Annotated in this window: 22 protein-coding genes; 9 read left to right on the top strand and 13 right to left on the bottom strand. The window is 34.1% G+C overall.

All coding sequences use genetic code 11. The annotated features are described in order from the left end of the window. Positions 1–54: 54 nt before the first annotated feature. A complete protein-coding gene (locus LPC09_RS03915; protein ID WP_098794880.1) occupies positions 55–1,038 on the bottom strand; it encodes an aldo/keto reductase in 984 nt (327 codons plus the stop codon). A gap of 165 nt (positions 1,039–1,203) precedes the next feature. Here LPC09_RS03915 and LPC09_RS03910 point away from each other — a divergent pair, with 165 nt between their 5' ends. After that, the gene (locus tag LPC09_RS03910; protein WP_231309025.1) at positions 1,204–1,758 is read left to right on the top strand and encodes a DUF3231 family protein; all 555 of its coding nucleotides are present in this window, start codon (positions 1,204–1,206) and stop codon (positions 1,756–1,758) included. Positions 1,759–1,832: 74 nt separating this feature from the next. Here LPC09_RS03910 and LPC09_RS03905 read toward each other — a convergent pair whose 3' ends face one another. Next, positions 1,833–2,477, bottom strand: a complete 645-nt coding sequence (locus tag LPC09_RS03905) for a phosphatase PAP2 family protein (protein WP_231309024.1) — start codon at positions 2,475–2,477, stop codon at positions 1,833–1,835. 178 nt (positions 2,478–2,655) lie between these two features. On the opposite strand from LPC09_RS03905, the gene LPC09_RS03900 reads away from it, so the two are divergent. After that, positions 2,656–3,864 (top strand): M20 family metallopeptidase, encoded by a 1,209-nt coding sequence (locus tag LPC09_RS03900; RefSeq protein WP_231309023.1) that lies wholly within the window; start codon positions 2,656–2,658, stop codon positions 3,862–3,864. Positions 3,865–3,951: 87 nt separating this feature from the next. Here LPC09_RS03900 and LPC09_RS03895 read toward each other — a convergent pair whose 3' ends face one another. From LPC09_RS03895 to LPC09_RS03885, 3 genes are read right to left on the bottom strand one after another with little or no spacing between them, the layout of a single operon-like run. Next, positions 3,952–4,653, bottom strand: coding sequence for an EcsC family protein (locus tag LPC09_RS03895; RefSeq protein WP_231309022.1), 702 nt, complete (start codon positions 4,651–4,653; stop codon positions 3,952–3,954). 2 nt (positions 4,654–4,655) lie between these two features. After that, complete coding sequence (locus tag LPC09_RS03890) at positions 4,656–5,882, bottom strand: ABC transporter permease (RefSeq protein WP_231309021.1); 1,227 nt, start codon at positions 5,880–5,882, stop codon at positions 4,656–4,658. Beyond that, positions 5,869–6,615, bottom strand: coding sequence for an ABC transporter ATP-binding protein (locus LPC09_RS03885; RefSeq protein WP_098795302.1), 747 nt, complete (start codon positions 6,613–6,615; stop codon positions 5,869–5,871). The genes LPC09_RS03890 and LPC09_RS03885 overlap by 14 nt, the downstream gene beginning before the upstream one ends. Before the next feature lie 924 nt (positions 6,616–7,539). Here LPC09_RS03885 and LPC09_RS03880 point away from each other — a divergent pair. Next, positions 7,540–7,962: an HIT family protein gene (locus LPC09_RS03880; protein WP_212136070.1), complete on the top strand. Its 423-nt coding sequence runs from the start codon at positions 7,540–7,542 to the stop codon at positions 7,960–7,962. A gap of 27 nt (positions 7,963–7,989) precedes the next feature. Here the strand turns inward: LPC09_RS03880 and LPC09_RS03875 are convergent, their stop codons facing one another. Next, positions 7,990–9,516: a sensor domain-containing diguanylate cyclase gene (locus tag LPC09_RS03875; RefSeq protein ID WP_231309020.1), complete on the bottom strand. Its 1,527-nt coding sequence runs from the start codon at positions 9,514–9,516 to the stop codon at positions 7,990–7,992. A 279-nt stretch (positions 9,517–9,795) separates the two neighbouring features. Between LPC09_RS03875 and serC the strand changes: the two genes are divergently transcribed. Together serC and LPC09_RS03865 are read left to right on the top strand one after the other, a co-directional pair. Continuing rightward, positions 9,796–10,875, top strand: coding sequence for a 3-phosphoserine/phosphohydroxythreonine transaminase (serC, locus tag LPC09_RS03870; protein ID WP_231309019.1), 1,080 nt, complete (start codon positions 9,796–9,798; stop codon positions 10,873–10,875). A 181-nt stretch (positions 10,876–11,056) separates the two neighbouring features. After that, positions 11,057–11,581, top strand: coding sequence for a tryptophan transporter (locus LPC09_RS03865; protein WP_231309018.1), 525 nt, complete (start codon positions 11,057–11,059; stop codon positions 11,579–11,581). Between the two features lie 100 nt (positions 11,582–11,681). On the opposite strand, the gene LPC09_RS03860 is transcribed toward LPC09_RS03865, so the two are convergent. Further along, positions 11,682–11,876 carry a membrane protein YhzF gene (locus LPC09_RS03860; RefSeq protein WP_231309017.1) on the bottom strand — a complete coding sequence of 65 codons (195 nt, stop codon included), beginning with the start codon at positions 11,874–11,876 and terminating at the stop codon, positions 11,682–11,684. A 293-nt stretch (positions 11,877–12,169) separates the two neighbouring features. On the opposite strand from LPC09_RS03860, the gene LPC09_RS03855 reads away from it, so the two are divergent. Then, positions 12,170–12,523 (top strand): YtxH domain-containing protein, encoded by a 354-nt coding sequence (locus tag LPC09_RS03855; RefSeq protein ID WP_231309016.1) that lies wholly within the window; start codon positions 12,170–12,172, stop codon positions 12,521–12,523. A 209-nt stretch (positions 12,524–12,732) separates the two neighbouring features. Beyond that, a complete protein-coding gene (locus tag LPC09_RS03850) occupies positions 12,733–13,317 on the top strand; it encodes an HTH-type transcriptional regulator Hpr (protein WP_098795295.1) in 585 nt (194 codons plus the stop codon). A gap of 10 nt (positions 13,318–13,327) precedes the next feature. On the opposite strand, the gene LPC09_RS03845 is transcribed toward LPC09_RS03850, so the two are convergent. Then, positions 13,328–13,657 (bottom strand): DUF1878 family protein, encoded by a 330-nt coding sequence (locus LPC09_RS03845; protein ID WP_098795294.1) that lies wholly within the window; start codon positions 13,655–13,657, stop codon positions 13,328–13,330. 234 nt (positions 13,658–13,891) lie between these two features. Here LPC09_RS03845 and LPC09_RS03840 point away from each other — a divergent pair, with 234 nt between their 5' ends. After that, positions 13,892–14,431 carry a DUF3267 domain-containing protein gene (locus tag LPC09_RS03840; RefSeq protein ID WP_231309015.1) on the top strand — a complete coding sequence of 180 codons (540 nt, stop codon included), beginning with the start codon at positions 13,892–13,894 and terminating at the stop codon, positions 14,429–14,431. A gap of 57 nt (positions 14,432–14,488) precedes the next feature. Here LPC09_RS03840 and LPC09_RS03835 read toward each other — a convergent pair. Further along, positions 14,489–15,819, bottom strand: a protein-coding gene (locus LPC09_RS03835; protein ID WP_231307539.1) for an IS3 family transposase whose coding sequence is annotated in 2 segments (ribosomal slippage) — positions 14,489–15,447 and positions 15,447–15,819 — 1,332 coding nt in all. Because the reading frame shifts where the segments join, the coding sequence is not laid out codon by codon here. Positions 15,820–16,131: 312 nt separating this feature from the next. On the opposite strand from LPC09_RS03835, the gene LPC09_RS03830 reads away from it, so the two are divergent. Beyond that, on the top strand, positions 16,132–16,311 hold the full coding sequence (locus tag LPC09_RS03830; protein ID WP_098795292.1) for a hypothetical protein: 180 nt from the start codon (positions 16,132–16,134) through the stop codon (positions 16,309–16,311). A 205-nt stretch (positions 16,312–16,516) separates the two neighbouring features. Here the strand turns inward: LPC09_RS03830 and LPC09_RS03825 are convergent, their stop codons facing one another. The 4 genes from LPC09_RS03825 to LPC09_RS03810 form a co-directional block, all read right to left on the bottom strand. Continuing rightward, positions 16,517–16,600, bottom strand: coding sequence for a YjcZ family sporulation protein (locus tag LPC09_RS03825; RefSeq protein ID WP_098795291.1), 84 nt, complete (start codon positions 16,598–16,600; stop codon positions 16,517–16,519). A 54-nt stretch (positions 16,601–16,654) separates the two neighbouring features. Beyond that, the gene (locus LPC09_RS03820; RefSeq protein ID WP_098795290.1) at positions 16,655–16,738 is read right to left on the bottom strand and encodes a YjcZ family sporulation protein; all 84 of its coding nucleotides are present in this window, start codon (positions 16,736–16,738) and stop codon (positions 16,655–16,657) included. Between the two features lie 117 nt (positions 16,739–16,855). After that, positions 16,856–16,939: a YjcZ family sporulation protein gene (locus LPC09_RS03815; RefSeq protein WP_098795289.1), complete on the bottom strand. Its 84-nt coding sequence runs from the start codon at positions 16,937–16,939 to the stop codon at positions 16,856–16,858. Positions 16,940–17,038: 99 nt separating this feature from the next. Beyond that, entirely contained in the window at positions 17,039–17,122 is an 84-nt protein-coding gene (locus tag LPC09_RS03810) for a YjcZ family sporulation protein (protein ID WP_098795287.1), read from the bottom strand. Positions 17,123–17,390: the final 268 nt, after the last annotated feature.

Genomic DNA, 17,390 nt, shown 5'->3' with positions numbered 1-17,390 from the left:
AGTAAAAAATAGAAAAGATCCTGTAAACAAAACTGTTTAACAGGATCTTTCTTGTTATCTTTGGAATTTCTCAAGAAATCTTGTCGGATATTCGCTAGGAATCTTGCTTACCTCATCTAGTTGATTCCATTGTCCAGCTGTTAACTCCCAATCAACACTTCCCATATTTTCATTAAACTGCTCCAGGCTGCTGGCACCAAAAATAGGTGATGTGATTTCTTCTTTTTGTAAAAGCCACTTTAGGGAAACCTGTGCAGGTGTTTTATCAACTGCTTGAGCGATCTCTTCGACTGTTTGTAAAATCTTAAAGTTCTTGTCATTATCTCGGTTCTCCCAGCTAGACTCACCCACACCTTTAGAGAGCCTGCCGGTTGTAGGAGACTCTCCTTGTTTATATTTGCCTGTTAAAAATCCTCCACCAATCGGTGCCCAAGGAATTACCCCAACATTTTCCTCTCTGCAAAGAGGTAAGATTTCACGGTCCATTTCCCGGTTAATCAAACTATACTGTGGCTGAATGGAAATGAATCTGACCATATTATGAAAATCACTATATGATAAAGCTTTCATCATTTGCCATGCAAGAAAGTTTGAACAGCCTATGTATCTCACCTTGCCAGAACTAACAAGGTCATCCAATGTTCGAATTGTTTCTTCAATTGGTGTTAGGTTATCCCAAACATGAAGTTGATAAAGATCAATATAGTCCGTATTCAACCTTTTTAAACTTTGATCTACACCTTCAAGAATTCTACGTCTTGAATATCCAAAGTCATTAGGATGTGGACCAACCCTCATTCTAACTTTTGTAGCTAAGACAACCTCCGAACGGCGTTCTTTAATGGCATGACCAACTATTTTTTCTGATTCCCCACCAACATAAACATCTGCAGTATCAATAAAGTTACCACCCTGATCAAGAAAGTTGTGAATCATACGAATAGAATCCTCTTCTGTTACTTCTTTTCCAAATGTCATGGCGCCTAAGCATAACTCAGAAACTAATAAGCCACTTTTCCCTAGTGTTTTATACTTCATTATCTTTCTCCCCTCGTTTTTAGTTCTGTCTATCTAATATTCTAGATGCAATAAGTTTATCCCTTTAAATAACTACCGTAGAAAAGAAACTATTAAAAAATCAAATTCTTTTACATCTTTTGTAAATTATAAAGTCATACTAAAAAACAATAGGAGGTGAAGAAGTTGCCTAATCCATTTGAAGCTGTATGGAATACATTAAAAACAACGATTGATAAAATAGACGAACCTCACTCTCCTCTACATGTCATTGAGGTTGGTGACCTTTGGAAGTATTTAACGATGCTAGAAGAGTTTATTCGTTATGAAGAAGTTGGATTAAACACTACCTCAGATGATGAGGTAAGAGAAATACTTGTTGATGCGGTCAAATTGTGTGAATCTCATGTAAAAAGGTTAAGTGGCTTTATGAAAAAAGAAGGTGTACCTTTACCAGATGTCACATCTGCCAAACCAGAGTCAAACCCAAAGGAAGTTCCTTTAGGTGTTAAGCTGACAGACGATGAACTTACAAATGGAATTGCATTTAAGTTAGTCCTGTGTATGCAAGCATGTGCAAAAGGACAAGCTGATGCTATCCGTAATGATGTTGGCTTACTCTGGCTAAATTTCTATACAGAATGGGTAGCTTTTGGAACAACATTAAAAACGTTAATGCGTAAGCGTGGTTGGATTAAAGTTCCTCCTTATTATTACCCGCCTGGTTCACCTGTTCAATAAAATAAAAAACCAACTCAATAATACGCTGGAGTTGGTTTCTTATTTTACTTTTTATTTATTCATTATACTGAATTTTAAATAGAAATATCGCCTTTTGATTTTCTGGTAATGACTATTTTATGTAAATATAAATCTAAATGTATAATTCCAATTAGCAAAAGAGAACCAGCAATCATTCCCCCAATTACATCTGTTAAAAAATGCTCTCCTTCCAACAGTCGGCTCAACCCAATTACAAGGACTATTAAACTTGTACAAACTAAAATAATTTGTTTCATTTTCTTATCATTTGTTTTTTTCAATAGTTTATAAGTTATTGTTCCAAACAGAAGAAGTCCAACCATTACATGACCACTAGGAAAGCTATATCCTTCTTCAATATGTTGGGGAAATGTTGGGCGCTCTCTCCCAATGGCAGCCTTCAATGCTTTATTTATAATATTCCCAAATAGAACAGCAACAAATAGAAGCGATGAAGTAATCAAACCTTTTTCAACAACGGCAAATACAATCATAAAAATAAATAATGACACAATAATTCCGGTGGTTGATCCAAGCATGCCTATTGCTTCAAATATTGCGGCTATACCATGATCATGAAAAGAATATAACGTTTCTCCAATTATCGTTTCGAACTTATTTGTAGCATTCAACATTACTAAAGTAATTAATCCTATAAATAATATCGTTAATAAAATAACTATATTTTTTGTTTTCACGATTATCCCTCCTTCTCCAAATTATTTTCTTGAAATTTTCAAAATTTTTCAATACAATCTATCTAATATTAATACGAATCTATTTTAATACATTTTACTTTGTAAACATATGATTTCACATGGCTTTTTATATGAGAAAACTCATAGATACTAATAATCTCTATTAAGGGGGAATACGATGCTTGATTATCTCTGGTCTACTCTAGACAGTTATTTTTCAGAAATGGTTACCATTCGCAGATATTTACATATGCATCCAGAGCTTTCTTTTAAAGAAGAAAAAACATCTGCATATATTTTAAATTATTATAAAAAACTTGGTGTAAACGTACGTGGGAATGTTGGTGGTAACGGGGTTGTTGCAACAATTAAAGGTGATCTCCCAGGTCCTACTGTTGCGCTAAGAGCCGATTTTGATGCCCTGCCCATTCAAGATGAAAAAGATGTTGAATACAAATCAACTGTTCCTGGCGTGATGCACGCATGTGGACATGATGGGCACACAGCAACATTACTTGTGTTAGCAAAAACCCTTCATGAAAATCGACATCAGCTTAACGGAAATATTGTCCTAATTCACCAACATGCAGAAGAATACGCACCAGGTGGAGCGAGATCCATGATTCAAAACGGCTGCTTAGACGGTGTTGATGTAATCTTTGGTACACATTTATGGGCTACTGAACCTGTCGGTACAATTCAGTATCGTGTTGGTCCCTTAATGGCTGCTGCAGACCGCTTTGAAATTACTATTCGTGGAAAAGGCGGACATGGTGCACAACCTCATAAAACAAAGGATGCAATCTTAATAGGATCTCAAGTGGTAACAAGTTTACAACAAATTGTCAGCCGCAGAGTAGATCCAATTCAATCGGCTGTAGTAACAGTTGGTTCATTTGTTGCAGAAAATGCCTTTAACATTATTGCAAATTCAGCAAAGCTTATTGGCACAGCCAGGACCTTTGATGAAGATGTTCGTACACAAATTGAACGTGAAATTGAAAAGGTTGTAAAAGGAACTTGTCTTATGAGCGATGCAGATTATGAGTATGAATATTTTAGAGGATACCCAGCGGTTGTTAATCATGAGGAAGAAACAGAGTTTTTAAAACAAATTGCACCAAGCGTGCCAGGTGTTTATGAAGTTGAGGAAAGCCCACTTCAAATGGGTGGGGAAGATTTTTCCTATTATCTACAAAATATGAAAGGAACTTTTTTCTTTACTGGAGCAAAGCCTGTGAACGCGGAAAATGTATATCCTCATCACCATCCCAAATTTGATATTGATGAGAAAGCTCTACTTATTGCTGCTAAAACACTTTGTAAAGCTGCTATTCAATACCAAATTGATCACGTCAAAAATCCATCCGCTATAGAACAAGGATAACAATAAAAAGGCAGGAGCTGTGTTAGCCCTGCCTTTGTTGTGTATACTATTGTATTCATTCGACAACCTTCGGGAAGTGACAGGCACTCAAAACACCCTCAACCGATAACTATTCATTGCACATTCCCCAAGCTGTTGTACGAGATGATAATTGGCTACACCACCAACAACAGCGCCGATTCCTGGAAGTATTTGCATTAGTTTTACAAGATCTATATAGTCTCGATATTCTTGTTGAAAGATACGCCAATCTAAGTCTTTGATTTCTACTTTTTTTGTTTCCCAATTTTCAATGATTGCAAGAGTGTCTTCTTTATGTGTTTCACTAGAGAAGGCTAGTTGAAACACATAAAGCAAAAATAATCTTTCCTCATATTCCTTCGTACTGTATCCGTAATGGTTTGCAACTTCAAAAAGAAACTTCATTTTAATACTAAGAAATAACGGAAAATCTGCTAAGCCTAAAAGAAGACCACCTGCTCCCGTTGAAGCCCCTTCAATTGCAGCTGTTTTTTTATACATTCCAATTGATTTTCTCACCAAGTTTTCTCGTTGCTCAAATGTTAGGTCCTCAACATTTTTAGGAAATGTTGTGATATTAGATCCTAGTAATGTTGCCTCGACCATCTTTTTAATACTCTCGGTAACAGTATGGTGTACTTTTTCTGGAATCATTCCGTTCATTTTGTTTTGTGCTTTCTTAGATGAACGCTCCCAAAACGATGCTTTTCTCAATAGCTTCTGTTTCCACATTTTCGCTTCTTCAGCAGCTTGTAATTCGTAGCTCATACCTAAACATCCTTTTCATTTTTCTTTATTCTATTTTTCATATAAATAAAAACAAAAAGATAGGAAAATAAAGCTGTTGCAATAAGGGTTCCGACAAAAATAGAAACAGTTGCAAAAAGGAATGTGATGAGTGAATAAATCACTGTTTGAACCAAAAATATTGTAAACATTATTTTTAAGAAGCTTGATAATCTTTTCTTTTCAGCATGCGGATATAAGTTAGTCAGCTCTAATAATTCAAAGTGTTTATATAAACTCATGATCTGAATGCCGGTTAAAAAAATAAATAGAATTGATACAACGATGTAGCCTGTTAACTGTTCATTTAAGAATGACAAGATAATGCTTCCGATGATTGTTAGCCGAACAATAATGCCCAAATAATCGCCTGATCGAATTAATGCACGCACATACAAATACTCATATACATTTTCCTGATGATACTTTACTTGCTTGACCATCCAATCAAGATAAGCCCGACGCTTAGCCTGTTTCTTAAGCTTAGGCACATCTGTAAATAAGTTTGCAAGCTTATAAAAAGATTGCTTCTTTCCTTCTTCTCTTTTAATAAGCTGCTCCCATTTTAATGCCTTTTGTTTCACATTGTTTGAAAAATATAAAACATACCCTGTCATAATAACAAACAGAACAATTAAGAAAAGGTAATCCTGAGAGAGAATAAAATAAATAACAGATACATTTAATACAAATCGAACAATCAGATCACTCCATTTTGCTGAAGCTTCTGTATAAAAACTCATCGCCCAGCTTACCCTTAAATTCCAAAACTTGACGAGTAGTAAGAGTCCCAAGCAAATAAGTAAGGTCCTTCCGTTTGCATCTGTTACCTTAAAATACAAGGGTGTAAATAATATTAAAGGAACAATAACGAGAAAGCTTTGTGTCATAAAACTGTATCTAAAAGCTTTTTGAAAATAACCTCTTAGTTTAAATTCCATCGGTAGTAAAAAAACAATGTCAGCTTCTTTCAACAATGTTCGAACACTTGACGTTATGACGATAAACGCAAAGGTGAATGTCATAATTACGATAGCTGGAAAATCAGGAGATAATGTTTCAAGCCATCTTTGATAAGTTAAAGCTCCACCTGCTCCTAAAAAAATAAAAACAAAAAGAAGGTGGTCATTTAACATATACTTCAAGTACATTCTAGTTTCATTTATATGTTGATTTACTCGTGTTTGCCATATCTCATTAACGCTCTTCATCTTGATCTTCCTTTGTTAACTGAATATAAAGATCATCTAAAGTCGCGTCTCTCATCCCAAACTGTTCCCTTAATTGAAGTAATGTTCCTTTTGCGCGAACTTCTCCGTTATGTAAAATAATAAAAGAATCACAATATCTTTCCGCTGTTGCTAGTATGTGTGTTGACATAAGAATACCTGAGCCTTGTTTTTTCGCTTGATCCATCATTTCCAATAATGAATTTATAGCTAATGGGTCTAATCCAACAAAAGGCTCATCAATAATATAAAGCTCAGGTTCAACTAAGAAGGCACACATTATCATGACCTTTTGCTTCATACCCTTTGAGAAGTGAGCTGGAAACCACTTTAACCTCTTTTCCATCCGAAATTCCTTTAATAAGGGCTGAAGTCGTTTTTCGAAAGTGTCCTTATCAATTCCATATGCCATCGCTGTTAGCTCTAAATGTTCATATAGTGTTAACTCATCATATAAAATCGGTGTTTCTGGTATAAAGCTAAATTGTGAACGATAGGCTGCAGAATCTAAAGCAAATGTATTTCCGTTAATGGAGACTTGTCCTTTATGAGCCTCCATTGTGCCAATAATATGTTTGATTGTTGTACTTTTACCGGCACCATTTAGACCGATGAGGCCAACAATATTACCTTTTTCCACCTCAAATGAAATATCCTTTAAGACCGGTTTTCTAGTATACCCGCCTGTTAAATGTTCAACCTTTAGAAGCGTCATGTTCACGTTTCTCCTTTTATTTTTTAATTTGTTGATTTAGTTTTGCAAAAAAAATTTAAGACTTTTTTCGCTACCTTCCTTTTTATAGTATCAAAATTTAAATCACTTGCCTAAACTTAGAAAACTTTTTCGCATAATCTTGTATTTACGGGACATCATAATTAGTGAGGAAGGGTTAATTGTTTAAACAAAAACCTTTTAATGAGGTGTTTGTCCCAGACAATTTCTTTAAACTCAAGGGATCATTGCTTAACCATTGAAAAAAAACACTCGCGAAATGAGGTGTTTACGGGCCGCTATTCTTTTGAATTAGAAGCCTGAATGAAACATCATTTTGTAAATGAGGTGTTTGTCAAAGACAATTCTACTTTTTGTTATGTTATATAAACAACTAACAAGGGGATGATTGTATTGAACAATGGTCATCACACATCAGATAGCATTTAAATAAATGTTAAATGAGGTGTTTGTCAAAGACAATTATATTGTTTTTACCCATTGATGATAGAACACTCACGAAATGAGGTGTCTACGGGCCGCTATTTTCTGAAAATAAACGCTCTGTATTAGCATCATTTTATAAATGAGGTGTTTGTCAAAATACAGTTTCCGAAATGTTAGAACGTTTATTTTGTAACAAGGGGATGATTGCATTGAACAATGGTCTTCACACATCAGATAGCATTTAAATCTAAATGTTAAATGAGGTGTTTATCAAAGACATTTTCCCATAATATGAGTTTTTTTCCTTCCTCGGGAACAGGGTGAACATTCGTTTCACTCTGTTCTTTTTCTTTTCTCTTATGGTAAAATATAGTTGTTTCGAAAATGAGATGGATTTCTAGTAGTTAAACATAACATACTTGCTTTACAAATAATGTTGAAAGCTGTTGAATAAGAATTTTTTTGAAGGAAGTGAAAAAAATGAGTGACTGTATTTTTTGTAAAATTGTTAAGGGAGAAATTCCAAGTGCAAAAGTATTTGAAAATGAACATGTGATTGCCTTTCTAGACATTAGCCAGGTAACGAAAGGACATACGCTGGTTGTTCCAAAAGTACATAGAGAAAACATTTATGAATTAACACCTGAAATTGCGAGTAAATTATTTGAGGTTGTTCCTCAAATTGCCAACTCCATAAAAGAGGAATTTCAGCCTGTTGGCCTAAATTTACTTAACAATAATGGAGAAAAGGCCGGACAATCTGTTTTTCATTATCATATGCATATTCTGCCAAGATACGGCAAGGGAGACGGATTTGGTGCTGTATGGAAGTCACATGCAGATCAGTATACACCAGAAGATCTCCAAGAAATTGCTAACACAATTAAAGAAGGAATTAAATAAAAGGGCCATGACGGCCCTTTTGTTTTTTCATGACAATAAATAAAAATTGTTTTTTCCTGCCTTCTTTGCTATATACATGGCTTCATCTGCCATCTTAATAAGGGAATGATAATCTGTCCCATGTTTAGGCGATTGTGCTATCCCAATACTTGCCGATACAGTGATCACAATCTTATTGATTTTATAAGGTTCATTCAGTTTCTTGATCACTCTGTCAGCTAATATTCTTAATTGATCTTCGTCCCTCTTCATATTTACAAGCAAAACGAATTCATCTCCACCAAGCCTTGATACTGTGTCACCCTCACGAACGATATGTTTAAGCCGTTCAGCTACAAGCTGTAATAAACTATCACCTGTTTCATGACCATAAGAATCATTCACTTCCTTAAAACCATCTAAATCCATAAAAAATACAGCAAATTCTTCTTCAGCTGAAATTAAATCATTCATTTTTTTTGTTAGATATCCTCTGTTAGGGAGATTAGTAAGGGAATCAAAATTTGCTCTTTTCTTCCATTTGTTATTATATTTTTCAAGTGTTGTAAGCATATCGTTTATTTGCATTGCTAAGTGGCCAATCTCATCATCGCCGTGACTACCAACGCTATTTACATTATTGTTGTAGGAACGAATGTTGGCAATACTTTGCTTTAACGATAAGATTCGCGAAACGAATATCTTATCAAAAGTAAAATAAAGTAAAGTACAAATAATTGTTACAAGGGCTAGAAATGAAAGTAGATTTAATAGAATTAACATCCTACCATTTTTATAAATGGTTCTTTCACTTTTCACTTCAATATAAGAAAGTGGATCACCTTTCAGATCCGTTAGAACACTGTAGCCTGCTATTGTAGTATCACTTACCTCGTCAATATATAAATTTTCATTTTCTAATTGCTCCATCTCTTGTTTAGACAATTTCTTAGGTGCGTCTTGAAAAAACGAAAGATCAAGCTCAATGATATTGCCTAATTCACTAACAAGTTCTTGATCTAACTTTCTAGTAAAAATAAGTGTTCCATTTGAAGGTCCTTCATATTGACTGTTTAAGATCGGGCGAGCGGATAATAGCATGATTCCTTCAGGAGTTTTAATTAAACCGTTTATCTTTTCATTTGTATGAAGAACTTTTTTAAGTTTATATCTATCTAGCCAATTACTATCAATATAATTTTCATTAAGTTTTCCTTCAGCATCAATTTGTCTAACAAGAACAATCTTTCCCCTATTGTTTATGAAGACCATATGATCAATATTGTTTTGTAGAAATGTCTCAGAGGTAAGATTCGATTGAATATAAAGATCGTTTTTGTTTTCAATAAAAGAAAAAGTGTCATCCCATGCAGCATAGTCTAAATTTAAACGATCCAAAGATTTTAATTCATTATTTAATAAATTACGTGTTTGGTTAACTTGCGTTGTAACCTGCTCTTGCTCGTATATATGATGAATTCGACTCGTGATTATTCCAACCAATAGAACGATCATTAACATAAATATAGAAATAATACTGATTGAAGCAATTAGTAGCTTTTTTCTTAGAGTCATGAAAACCTCCTTTTTGTGTGCAGTTACTCATTGTATCATTTTAGTATTTGGAAGTGTTTATACAAACATAAACTTCCATGAAAGAATAGAATGTGATTTTTTCTTTACTATTTTAGTAGTTTATCAAACACTAAGTCATTAAGAAATGTTTTTCGAAGGAAATGTAAACGTTTTCTGCACCAACATTCACAAAGATGAAAATTTTCAGTCTACATTTCCTTCTCTATTCATGATAGGATATGAGTATTATTTTACGTTCATATCAAGGAGGGCAATACATTGAGAGCATATAATTTTAATGCTGGACCAGCGGCAATTCCATTACCCGTACTAGAGCGGGCCCAAAAAGAATTAGTGAATTTTAATAACACAGGTATGTCTGTTATGGAGCTTAGTCACCGTAGTAAAGACTATGAAGAAGTGCATAATCGTGCAAATTCATTATTAAGAGAGCTTCTAGGAATTCCTGACAATTACGAAGTCCTTTTCCTACAAGGTGGAGCAAGCCTACAGTTCACTATGATTCCAATGAACTTCCTAAAATCAGGTCAAACAGCTCATTTTATTACAACTGGCTCATGGTCAGAAAAAGCGTTAAAAGAAGCAAAAACATTTGGAGAAACTCGTATTTTAGCTTCAAGTAAGGAAGACAATTACACACACATCCCAAAAAATTATTCATTAACTGATGTTGAAAATGGTGCCTATCTTCACATTACATCAAACAACACAATTTTTGGTACTCAGTGGAAGGAATACCCTGAAAGCCCTATTCCATTAATTGCTGATATGTCTAGCGATATTCTTTGTACTGAAATTGATGTAGAGAAATTTGATCTTATTTACGCAGGAGCTCAGAAAAACCTAGGACCGTCTGGTGTTACTGTTGTTATTGTGAAGAAAGAGTTTCTAGAAACAGCAAAAGAAGATGTTCCAACCATCTTAAAGTATTCAACTCACTCTAAAAATAATTCATTATATAACACACCTCCTACCTTTGCTATTTACATGCTTTCTTTAGTACTTGAGTGGGTAAAAGATCAAGGTGGAATAAAACAAATTCAACAGATCAATGAAGAAAAAGCTGGCTACATCTACTCTGCTATTGATGAAAGTAATGGTTTTTACAAAGGACATGCTGAAAAAGACAGCCGTTCTTTAATGAATATTACCTTCACACTTCAGAACGAGGAACTTACAAAAAAATTCCTTCAGGAAGCAAAAGAGCGTCAATTTATCGGTCTCGCAGGTCACCGCTCTGTAGGTGGATGCCGTGCTTCAACCTACAATGCTGTACCTAAGGAAGCATGTGAAGCATTAGCGAAATTCATGACAGAATTTAGAAATCAAAACAGTTAATAAGATGTAAGGGGCTATTCCTTATTTGGAGGACAGCCCCTTTTTTTGGTATTAACACTCAAAGAAAAAACCTGTACGGAATAAGTAATTGTTGCTATAATAACGATAAGCTCTCGCAATAGGAAATGAGTTCACTATTGGGGAGATTAGTTTATGAGATTAGAAGAGGAGAGATGAGAAAATGAACACGAGAGTATTAGTTATTTTATCTTTATTTGCGGCAATTGGGGCTGTTTTGCATATGGTGATGCCTCCATTCTATAATGGGATGAAGCCTGACATGATTCTATTGATGATGTTTATTGGAATTATTATGTTTCCAAGTATGAAACATGTTACATTACTCGGTATTGTAACTGGATTTTTGTCTGCGTTAACATCAACATTCCCTGGTGGATTTCTACCAAACATCATTGACAAAATCATTACAGCATTTGTATTTTACGGCTTATTCTTAGTTGTAAAGAAAATTGCCAATAAAGTTGCCACAGCTACTGTACTCGCTGTTATTGGTACAATTGTTTCAGGAACAATCTTTTTAACTGCTGCCTTATTAATTGTTGGATTACCAGGTGGTGTCGCATTTACAACATTATTTCTAACTGTTGTTCTTCCTGCCACTTTATTTAATGGAGCAGCCATGATTATTATCCTGCCAATTGTTCAAAGTATTTTCAAACGCTCAAAAAACTTAACAGTTGCTTAAGAACGTATAAAGAAAAACCCCGATCACAGATGATCGGGGTTTTTCTTTCATTATTTCAAGTACGAAGATCCACATTGTCCACCTTTCATTCGGATCTCCATTACTGATTAAAAACCATTAAAATAACACCAATTAACAGCATGATGACTCCTCCAGAAGCAAGTACAGACACCTTTTGTTTAACTACCTTTTTAGGTGGATAAGATGTTGATTGTTGTAGAAGTTTAAAATAATGAAAAGCACCAATAAATAGTAATAAGCTTATGACAAAAAATAAAAAGATAACACCTGACATGCTCATCCTCCCTTCAATCTTAATGCATTTTTGAAATTGCCAGCTTGGTGACAACTTATTATGTTTTGCCTACCCTGAAGTAAAATCTTTAATAGAGCCCAAATGTACGAAAACCTGTCCATTGAAGCACGAACCGAAGTGGGTAGCAGTAGGAACTAATGAAGGACTTTCTAAATATTTATGCTAACTCTCATGTATCTATGTATAATGTTTATTGAAGACACCTTTGGGTATGTTGATAAGAGGTTGTACGAATGTTTTAATTATCTACATAAAATATGGAGGGATAAAGAATGGCAAATAAAAATTCTTTACTAGTTGGTCTCGTTGTTGGAGGAGTGATCGGCAGCATTGCCACATTACTTTCAACTCCTTCTTCAGGAAAAGAACTACGCGGACAATTAAACCTAAATCGAAAGCAACTCGAAGAGCTTTTACACCAACTTAAAAACGAAAGTAAAGCATTGAAAGAACAAGTCATAAAAACAGTAAAGGATGGCTCAGTAGTCATGAAAGAGGTGTCCTCTGACTTTAAAAAAACAGTAGAACAATTTCAGCAAGAAATTGAACCACATAAAAATGATTTGATGAATGAAATTGAAGAAATTGAAATGAAAATAAAACAACTTGTACAAACCTTAAAATAAAACAAATCCTCTTAACATATGAATTATTTTTCTATTTCATCGAAAAGTGTGATGGACAAGCATTGTCTTCACACTTTTTTTCATTGTTAAACCATTGATATTAAAGGGTTTACAAAATTTTTTTAAATTTCGTAAATTTATATCTTTATTAATCTTTATTTTATTGGCATAATAGAGAATAATAATAGGGAGATCAGGGGTGACGGCTGATGAAACATAATGAAAGGGAATTTACGGTAAAAGAAGCCTTGTTATTTAGTCAACGCGTTGCACAGCTTAGTAAAGCATTATGGAAAACAATTGAAAAGGATTGGCAACAATGGATAAAGCCATACGATTTAAATATTAACGAGCACCATATTTTATGGATTGCCGATCATTTAAACGGAGCTTCAATTTCAGAGATTGCTAAATTCGGGGTTATGCACGTTTCTACTGCCTTTAACTTCTCAAAAAAACTTGAGGAAAGAGGCTACTTAGAGTTTTCCAAAAAAGCCAATGATAAGCGCAACACGTATATTAAACTAACAAAACAAGGTGAGGAAATACTTTCAAAGCTTTTAGAAGACTTTAGTCCAGACAGAAACTCTGTATTAAAAGGTGCTTTACCACTTCAAAATTTATATGGGAAGTTTCCAGAAATGATGGAAATGATGTGTATTATTCGTAACATCTATGGCGAAGACTTTATGGAAATCTTTGAACAGTCATTCCACAGTATAGAGGATGCATTCAATGATACCCAAGGAAAAGAAAAAGAGTCTAAGTCTGAACAATTAATTTCATCAACTTAATGAACGTTCACTACATTAATTCCAAAAAATCATCCATAAGAGGTCTGTATAATTTTTGCTTATGCAAAGCACGGATTGTTTCATATAAATCCAGCTTTGCATTTAATTGGCCGGCAAATTGCGTAAGGAGGTCTGTAAAGATCACTAACCCTTGCGCTTTTTGTTCATTATGGTTTTCACTAAGTTCATGGCAAACGGTATGTATTTCTTCAATTTCTTCCTTCGATAATCCTTTACTCATCACCATATGATAAAAAGGAAATTTTTCCGGCTCAAGCATTTTAATGAATAACGTTTGATAATATTCCAATGTCTCCAAACGCTTCTCTATAGAATCCATTTGTTACCCTCTTTCTCGTACATTATTGTCCTTTATTTTATAGTATTAGCGAATTTTAAGAAAGTTTTAACGAATACTTTTGTTATTGAAAATGAAACAACAAGTATGAAGCAACATCTAAATTGATACTTTTTATCTAAAATGGATCCTATTTCAAAATCCATATTGATTTTTTCATTGCACCGTCGTACAGTATGGTAGTACTTAGTTTTAGCAAATGTGGACGGTGAGACGATGAGCTGCTGGAAAACCATCAATCTTACAAAAGATATTGGACTATACAGAATCATATTAATATCGTTATTAACGATGATTCTTTCGTTTATTTTAACCTACTTACCTATTAATCTTCTTTATTCAAAAGTACATCTCAAAGACGGGCATTTCTTAATGTTTGTCCTGTTATTAATTAGCATGCTTCCTTTTCATAAACTGCTTCACATTATTCCTTTAATTCTTTGTGGCTGCAGAGTTTCAGTGAAGATTAAACTTTTTTATTTATTCCCCACAATTCAATTAAAAGCATGTCAGGGAATGAAAAAAAATGAAATGATTGCTTCACTTCTAACACCTTTTGTCGCTTGCTCCATTCTTTTTATACTTGGGAGTATATATTTGCCTACCTACATGCATTATTTTAGCATTGCAATGGCATTTCATATTGGACTTTGTGTTCCGGATTTTCTCCTTTTAAAACATCTACTCTTTGCTCCTAGGCTATGTTTTATCGAAGAATTTGAGGATGGTTACGAAGTTCTTGTTCAAAATAAATAGAAAAAGTGATAAGCTCTAAAATGTACCCTTTGTAAAGGACAGTTTTAAAAAAAGGCATTAAGCAGCCTGAAGAAGATGATCTCTGTATTTTACAGGGGTCATCTTTTTTAGGTTCCATTGATATCTATGATGGTTATAGTAAGTGATGTATTTGTCTATTTCGCGTTTTAGTTCGTCCAAAGTTTTACATGGCTTAATATTTGCTTCGTCTTTAAGGTGGCCAAAGAATGATTCTATTGGTGCGTTATCCCAACAGTTTCCCCGTCTAGACATAGATTGCCGTAATCCCATTTTCTTCACAAGCTTTTGGAATCCTGGATGGGTGTAGTGAGTTCCTTGATCTGAATGAATGAGAGCGTCTTTAGCTTTCTTATAGTTTCGGTTCTTCTTTAACTTGTGCAAGGTGTTTGTAGCTAACTCCATGGTGATACGATCCGATAGATGATAAGCTAGAATTTCACCTGTTGATCCATCTTTAATTACTGATAAATAAGCTCTTTGGCCATTATGGTAATGCATATAAGTGATGTCAGTAAGAAGTACGTTATATGGAATCCCTTGCTTAAATTGGCGGTTTAATATGTTTGGCACAACGCGATGTTCTTGGGTTGCCTTCATCATTCTTTTATATGGGTTAGCTTTTCTAATAGGACAGAAAATATTGTATTTCTTCATAATTCTGCGAACACGTTTCAAATTAAAGACACACTGAAATTGACCCGCCAATGTCATCTTAATTTGGCGTGCCCCTTTCTTTCGACCTTTAAAGTGGAAGGCTTTTAAAATTAATGCTTTAGCTTCTTCATCCCTCACTTCCTGACGTTTCCTTTGTTCTTCGGACTTAGCTGAGAAATAATTATAGTAACCACTTCGTGACACCCCGGCAACGTCACAAAGGAATTTCACCATGTGTTTTAGGTTGTATTTTTCAATAACCTCACGAATAAGAATGTACCTCTGACTAGAAGGAAGCCTTACTTCTTCAGCCCCCTTTCTAACATACGAATCTTTTTTAGGAGTTCATTTTCTGCCTTTACAAGATTCATCTTAGCTTCTAATCTTGCATACTTCTCCTCAAGGGACAGTTCTTTTACTCGCGGTCTTCCAGAATTATTTTTCCTAGTGTCTTTAAGCCCCAACAAGCCTTCAGTTTTATAAGTGTTTCTCCAACGCTCTGAAGAAGATTTAATTCTTTGCATGCCAATAATTTCAACATCAAATCCAGCTTCTTCAAAGATTTGTCTTGAAAGCTTCCCCTTACTGAATTCAGATACAAAATGTTGTTTAAACTCATCCGAGTAAGTAATTCCCTTTGAACTGACCGATTTCACATATGGGTTTTTAGATAATAGTTTGATTTCTTTTTCTGTAAATAGCTTTTTACTCATGATTCTCCGTCTCCAAGTTATGTCTGTAGTTGTGATGCTTACATTATACAAAAAAGCACCCTATAGAGAGAGCACTTTTTTTAAGTGTCTACTCTATAGGGTACATTTTACTCCGGCTTGTCACTTTTTTATTTGTTATAAAGCTTTAACTTAGGCTAAAATAAGAGCAACTATGGGTCTGGAATTTCTACTAAGGCTTGCCTGTGCAGTGTTATCTTTACATATATTTGAAATGTAATAGTTGTCAATGCTATCTTTTTCTCCAATAGTCTGGTAATCTAATATGTATAATGAGGGAAGGGGGATCTCAAAATGATAATCTTCTTTATCTTGTTTGCAGTCTTTATCTTGTTTTATATAAACAAGCTTACAAATGCTTTATGCTTAGTTCGCGAGATTCCTGAAGACCGCCAAACAAAAGTTTTTAGAACAATAAATGTTCTTATTACCATTTTGTTAATCTCTTCATATATTGAAATTCTGTATACCTAATTAATATGTTTTATCTTCTTAGTAGCCTCGGTTAAAATAATCTCATGCTCCAATCTTGTAACCATTAATTATGAGTGTCTTATCATATCGCATGTCTTTGTTTTCTTCGGGGCTCGAAATTCATAATGAAAAATAAGAAAACCATACATACCTAAAAGTAAAAAAGCTAACAGGGACACCCTGTTAGCTTTTCTTAATTTTTATCTTATAACCATGCTGCACCAACAATGATTAACAAGATGAACAATACAACGATTAACGCGAATCCACCTGTATATGCACCGCTCATTATTACACCCCCTTTTCAAGGTGATACAAATACATCTTTATTTATTTGAGTTTATTAAAGGTAAGAAGCTCCAATAATAATTAATAGGATGAACAATACAACGATCAAAGCAAAGTTTCCTGTAAAACCGTGGCTCATAATTAATTACCTCCTTTATCTATTTCCCTATATCATATGGTCATTTGTACTAATGTGATTGGACTGTTGCCCAATTCCTTCATTTTTTCTTAATGTCTGATAAAGACATTGTATGATTTAAAGATAAGAAGCTCCAATGATGATCAACAGAATGAACAATACAACAATCAAAGCAAAGTTATTTGAAAATCCAAAGCTCATAATGAATCCTCCTTTATCTTTATACTTTATTCTATGGTCATTTGACTTGAGATGATTGGACGTTTGCCCAATTCCTTCATTTTTTTATCTTAATGTCTATTAAAGGTAAGAAGCTCCAACGATGATTAACAAAATGAACAGTACAACAATCAAAGCAAAGCTATTTGAATAACCAAAGCTCATAACTAATTACCTCCTTTTCTCTTTACACTTATATTCTATATAAATTTTTGCTTTTTGTTTGGACGTTTGCCCAGATTTGAGGAATTAGCTTATTTTTTGTAAAAGGTTATTTTAAGATTGTAATTTCATCTATACAGCAACACTGTTAATGAGTTTTCTTTATTACATGATTTTAGCCTTCTTCATATTTGGAGAAGATACTTAATGGTAACCATTCTCCAATAGCACGCTTAATCTGAAAAAACTTTTTGAACTTGTCACAATATGG

It is taken from the genome of Metabacillus sp. B2-18, from assembly GCF_021117275.1.
In the GTDB taxonomy this organism is placed as follows: Bacteria; Bacillota; Bacilli; order Bacillales; family Bacillaceae; genus Metabacillus.
Note: the sequence above shows the minus strand (reverse complement) of the source record. Positions and strands in the feature narration are given on the sequence as shown.

Bases quoted from the DNA above. Each gene is read 5' to 3' on its own strand.
- LPC09_RS03915 (WP_098794880.1), bottom strand. From the start codon at position 1,038: ATGAAGTATAAAACACTAGGGAAAAGTGGCTTATTAGTTTCTGAGTTA.
- LPC09_RS03860 (WP_231309017.1), bottom strand. From the start codon at position 11,876: ATGTCAGGTGTTATCTTTTTATTTTTTGTCATAAGCTTATTACTATTT.
- LPC09_RS03890 (WP_231309021.1), bottom strand. From the start codon at position 5,882: ATGAAGAGCGTTAATGAGATATGGCAAACACGAGTAAATCAACATATA.
- LPC09_RS03840 (WP_231309015.1), top strand. From the start codon at position 13,892: ATGAGCTGCTGGAAAACCATCAATCTTACAAAAGATATTGGACTATAC.
- LPC09_RS03815 (WP_098795289.1), bottom strand. From the start codon at position 16,939: ATGAGCTTTGGATTTTCAAATAACTTTGCTTTGATTGTTGTATTGTTC.
- LPC09_RS03825 (WP_098795291.1), bottom strand. From the start codon at position 16,600: ATGAGCGGTGCATATACAGGTGGATTCGCGTTAATCGTTGTATTGTTC.
- LPC09_RS03900 (WP_231309023.1), top strand. From the start codon at position 2,656: ATGCTTGATTATCTCTGGTCTACTCTAGACAGTTATTTTTCAGAAATG.
- LPC09_RS03855 (WP_231309016.1), top strand. From the start codon at position 12,170: ATGGCAAATAAAAATTCTTTACTAGTTGGTCTCGTTGTTGGAGGAGTG.
- LPC09_RS03820 (WP_098795290.1), bottom strand. From the start codon at position 16,738: ATGAGCCACGGTTTTACAGGAAACTTTGCTTTGATCGTTGTATTGTTC.
- LPC09_RS03875 (WP_231309020.1), bottom strand. From the start codon at position 9,516: ATGACTCTAAGAAAAAAGCTACTAATTGCTTCAATCAGTATTATTTCT.
- LPC09_RS03880 (WP_212136070.1), top strand. From the start codon at position 7,540: ATGAGTGACTGTATTTTTTGTAAAATTGTTAAGGGAGAAATTCCAAGT.
- LPC09_RS03850 (WP_098795295.1), top strand. From the start codon at position 12,733: ATGAAACATAATGAAAGGGAATTTACGGTAAAAGAAGCCTTGTTATTT.
- LPC09_RS03845 (WP_098795294.1), bottom strand. From the start codon at position 13,657: ATGGATTCTATAGAGAAGCGTTTGGAGACATTGGAATATTATCAAACG.
- LPC09_RS03830 (WP_098795292.1), top strand. From the start codon at position 16,132: ATGATAATCTTCTTTATCTTGTTTGCAGTCTTTATCTTGTTTTATATA.
- LPC09_RS03885 (WP_098795302.1), bottom strand. From the start codon at position 6,615: ATGACGCTTCTAAAGGTTGAACATTTAACAGGCGGGTATACTAGAAAA.
- LPC09_RS03895 (WP_231309022.1), bottom strand. From the start codon at position 4,653: ATGAGCTACGAATTACAAGCTGCTGAAGAAGCGAAAATGTGGAAACAG.
- LPC09_RS03865 (WP_231309018.1), top strand. From the start codon at position 11,057: ATGAACACGAGAGTATTAGTTATTTTATCTTTATTTGCGGCAATTGGG.
- LPC09_RS03810 (WP_098795287.1), bottom strand. From the start codon at position 17,122: ATGAGCTTTGGTTATTCAAATAGCTTTGCTTTGATTGTTGTACTGTTC.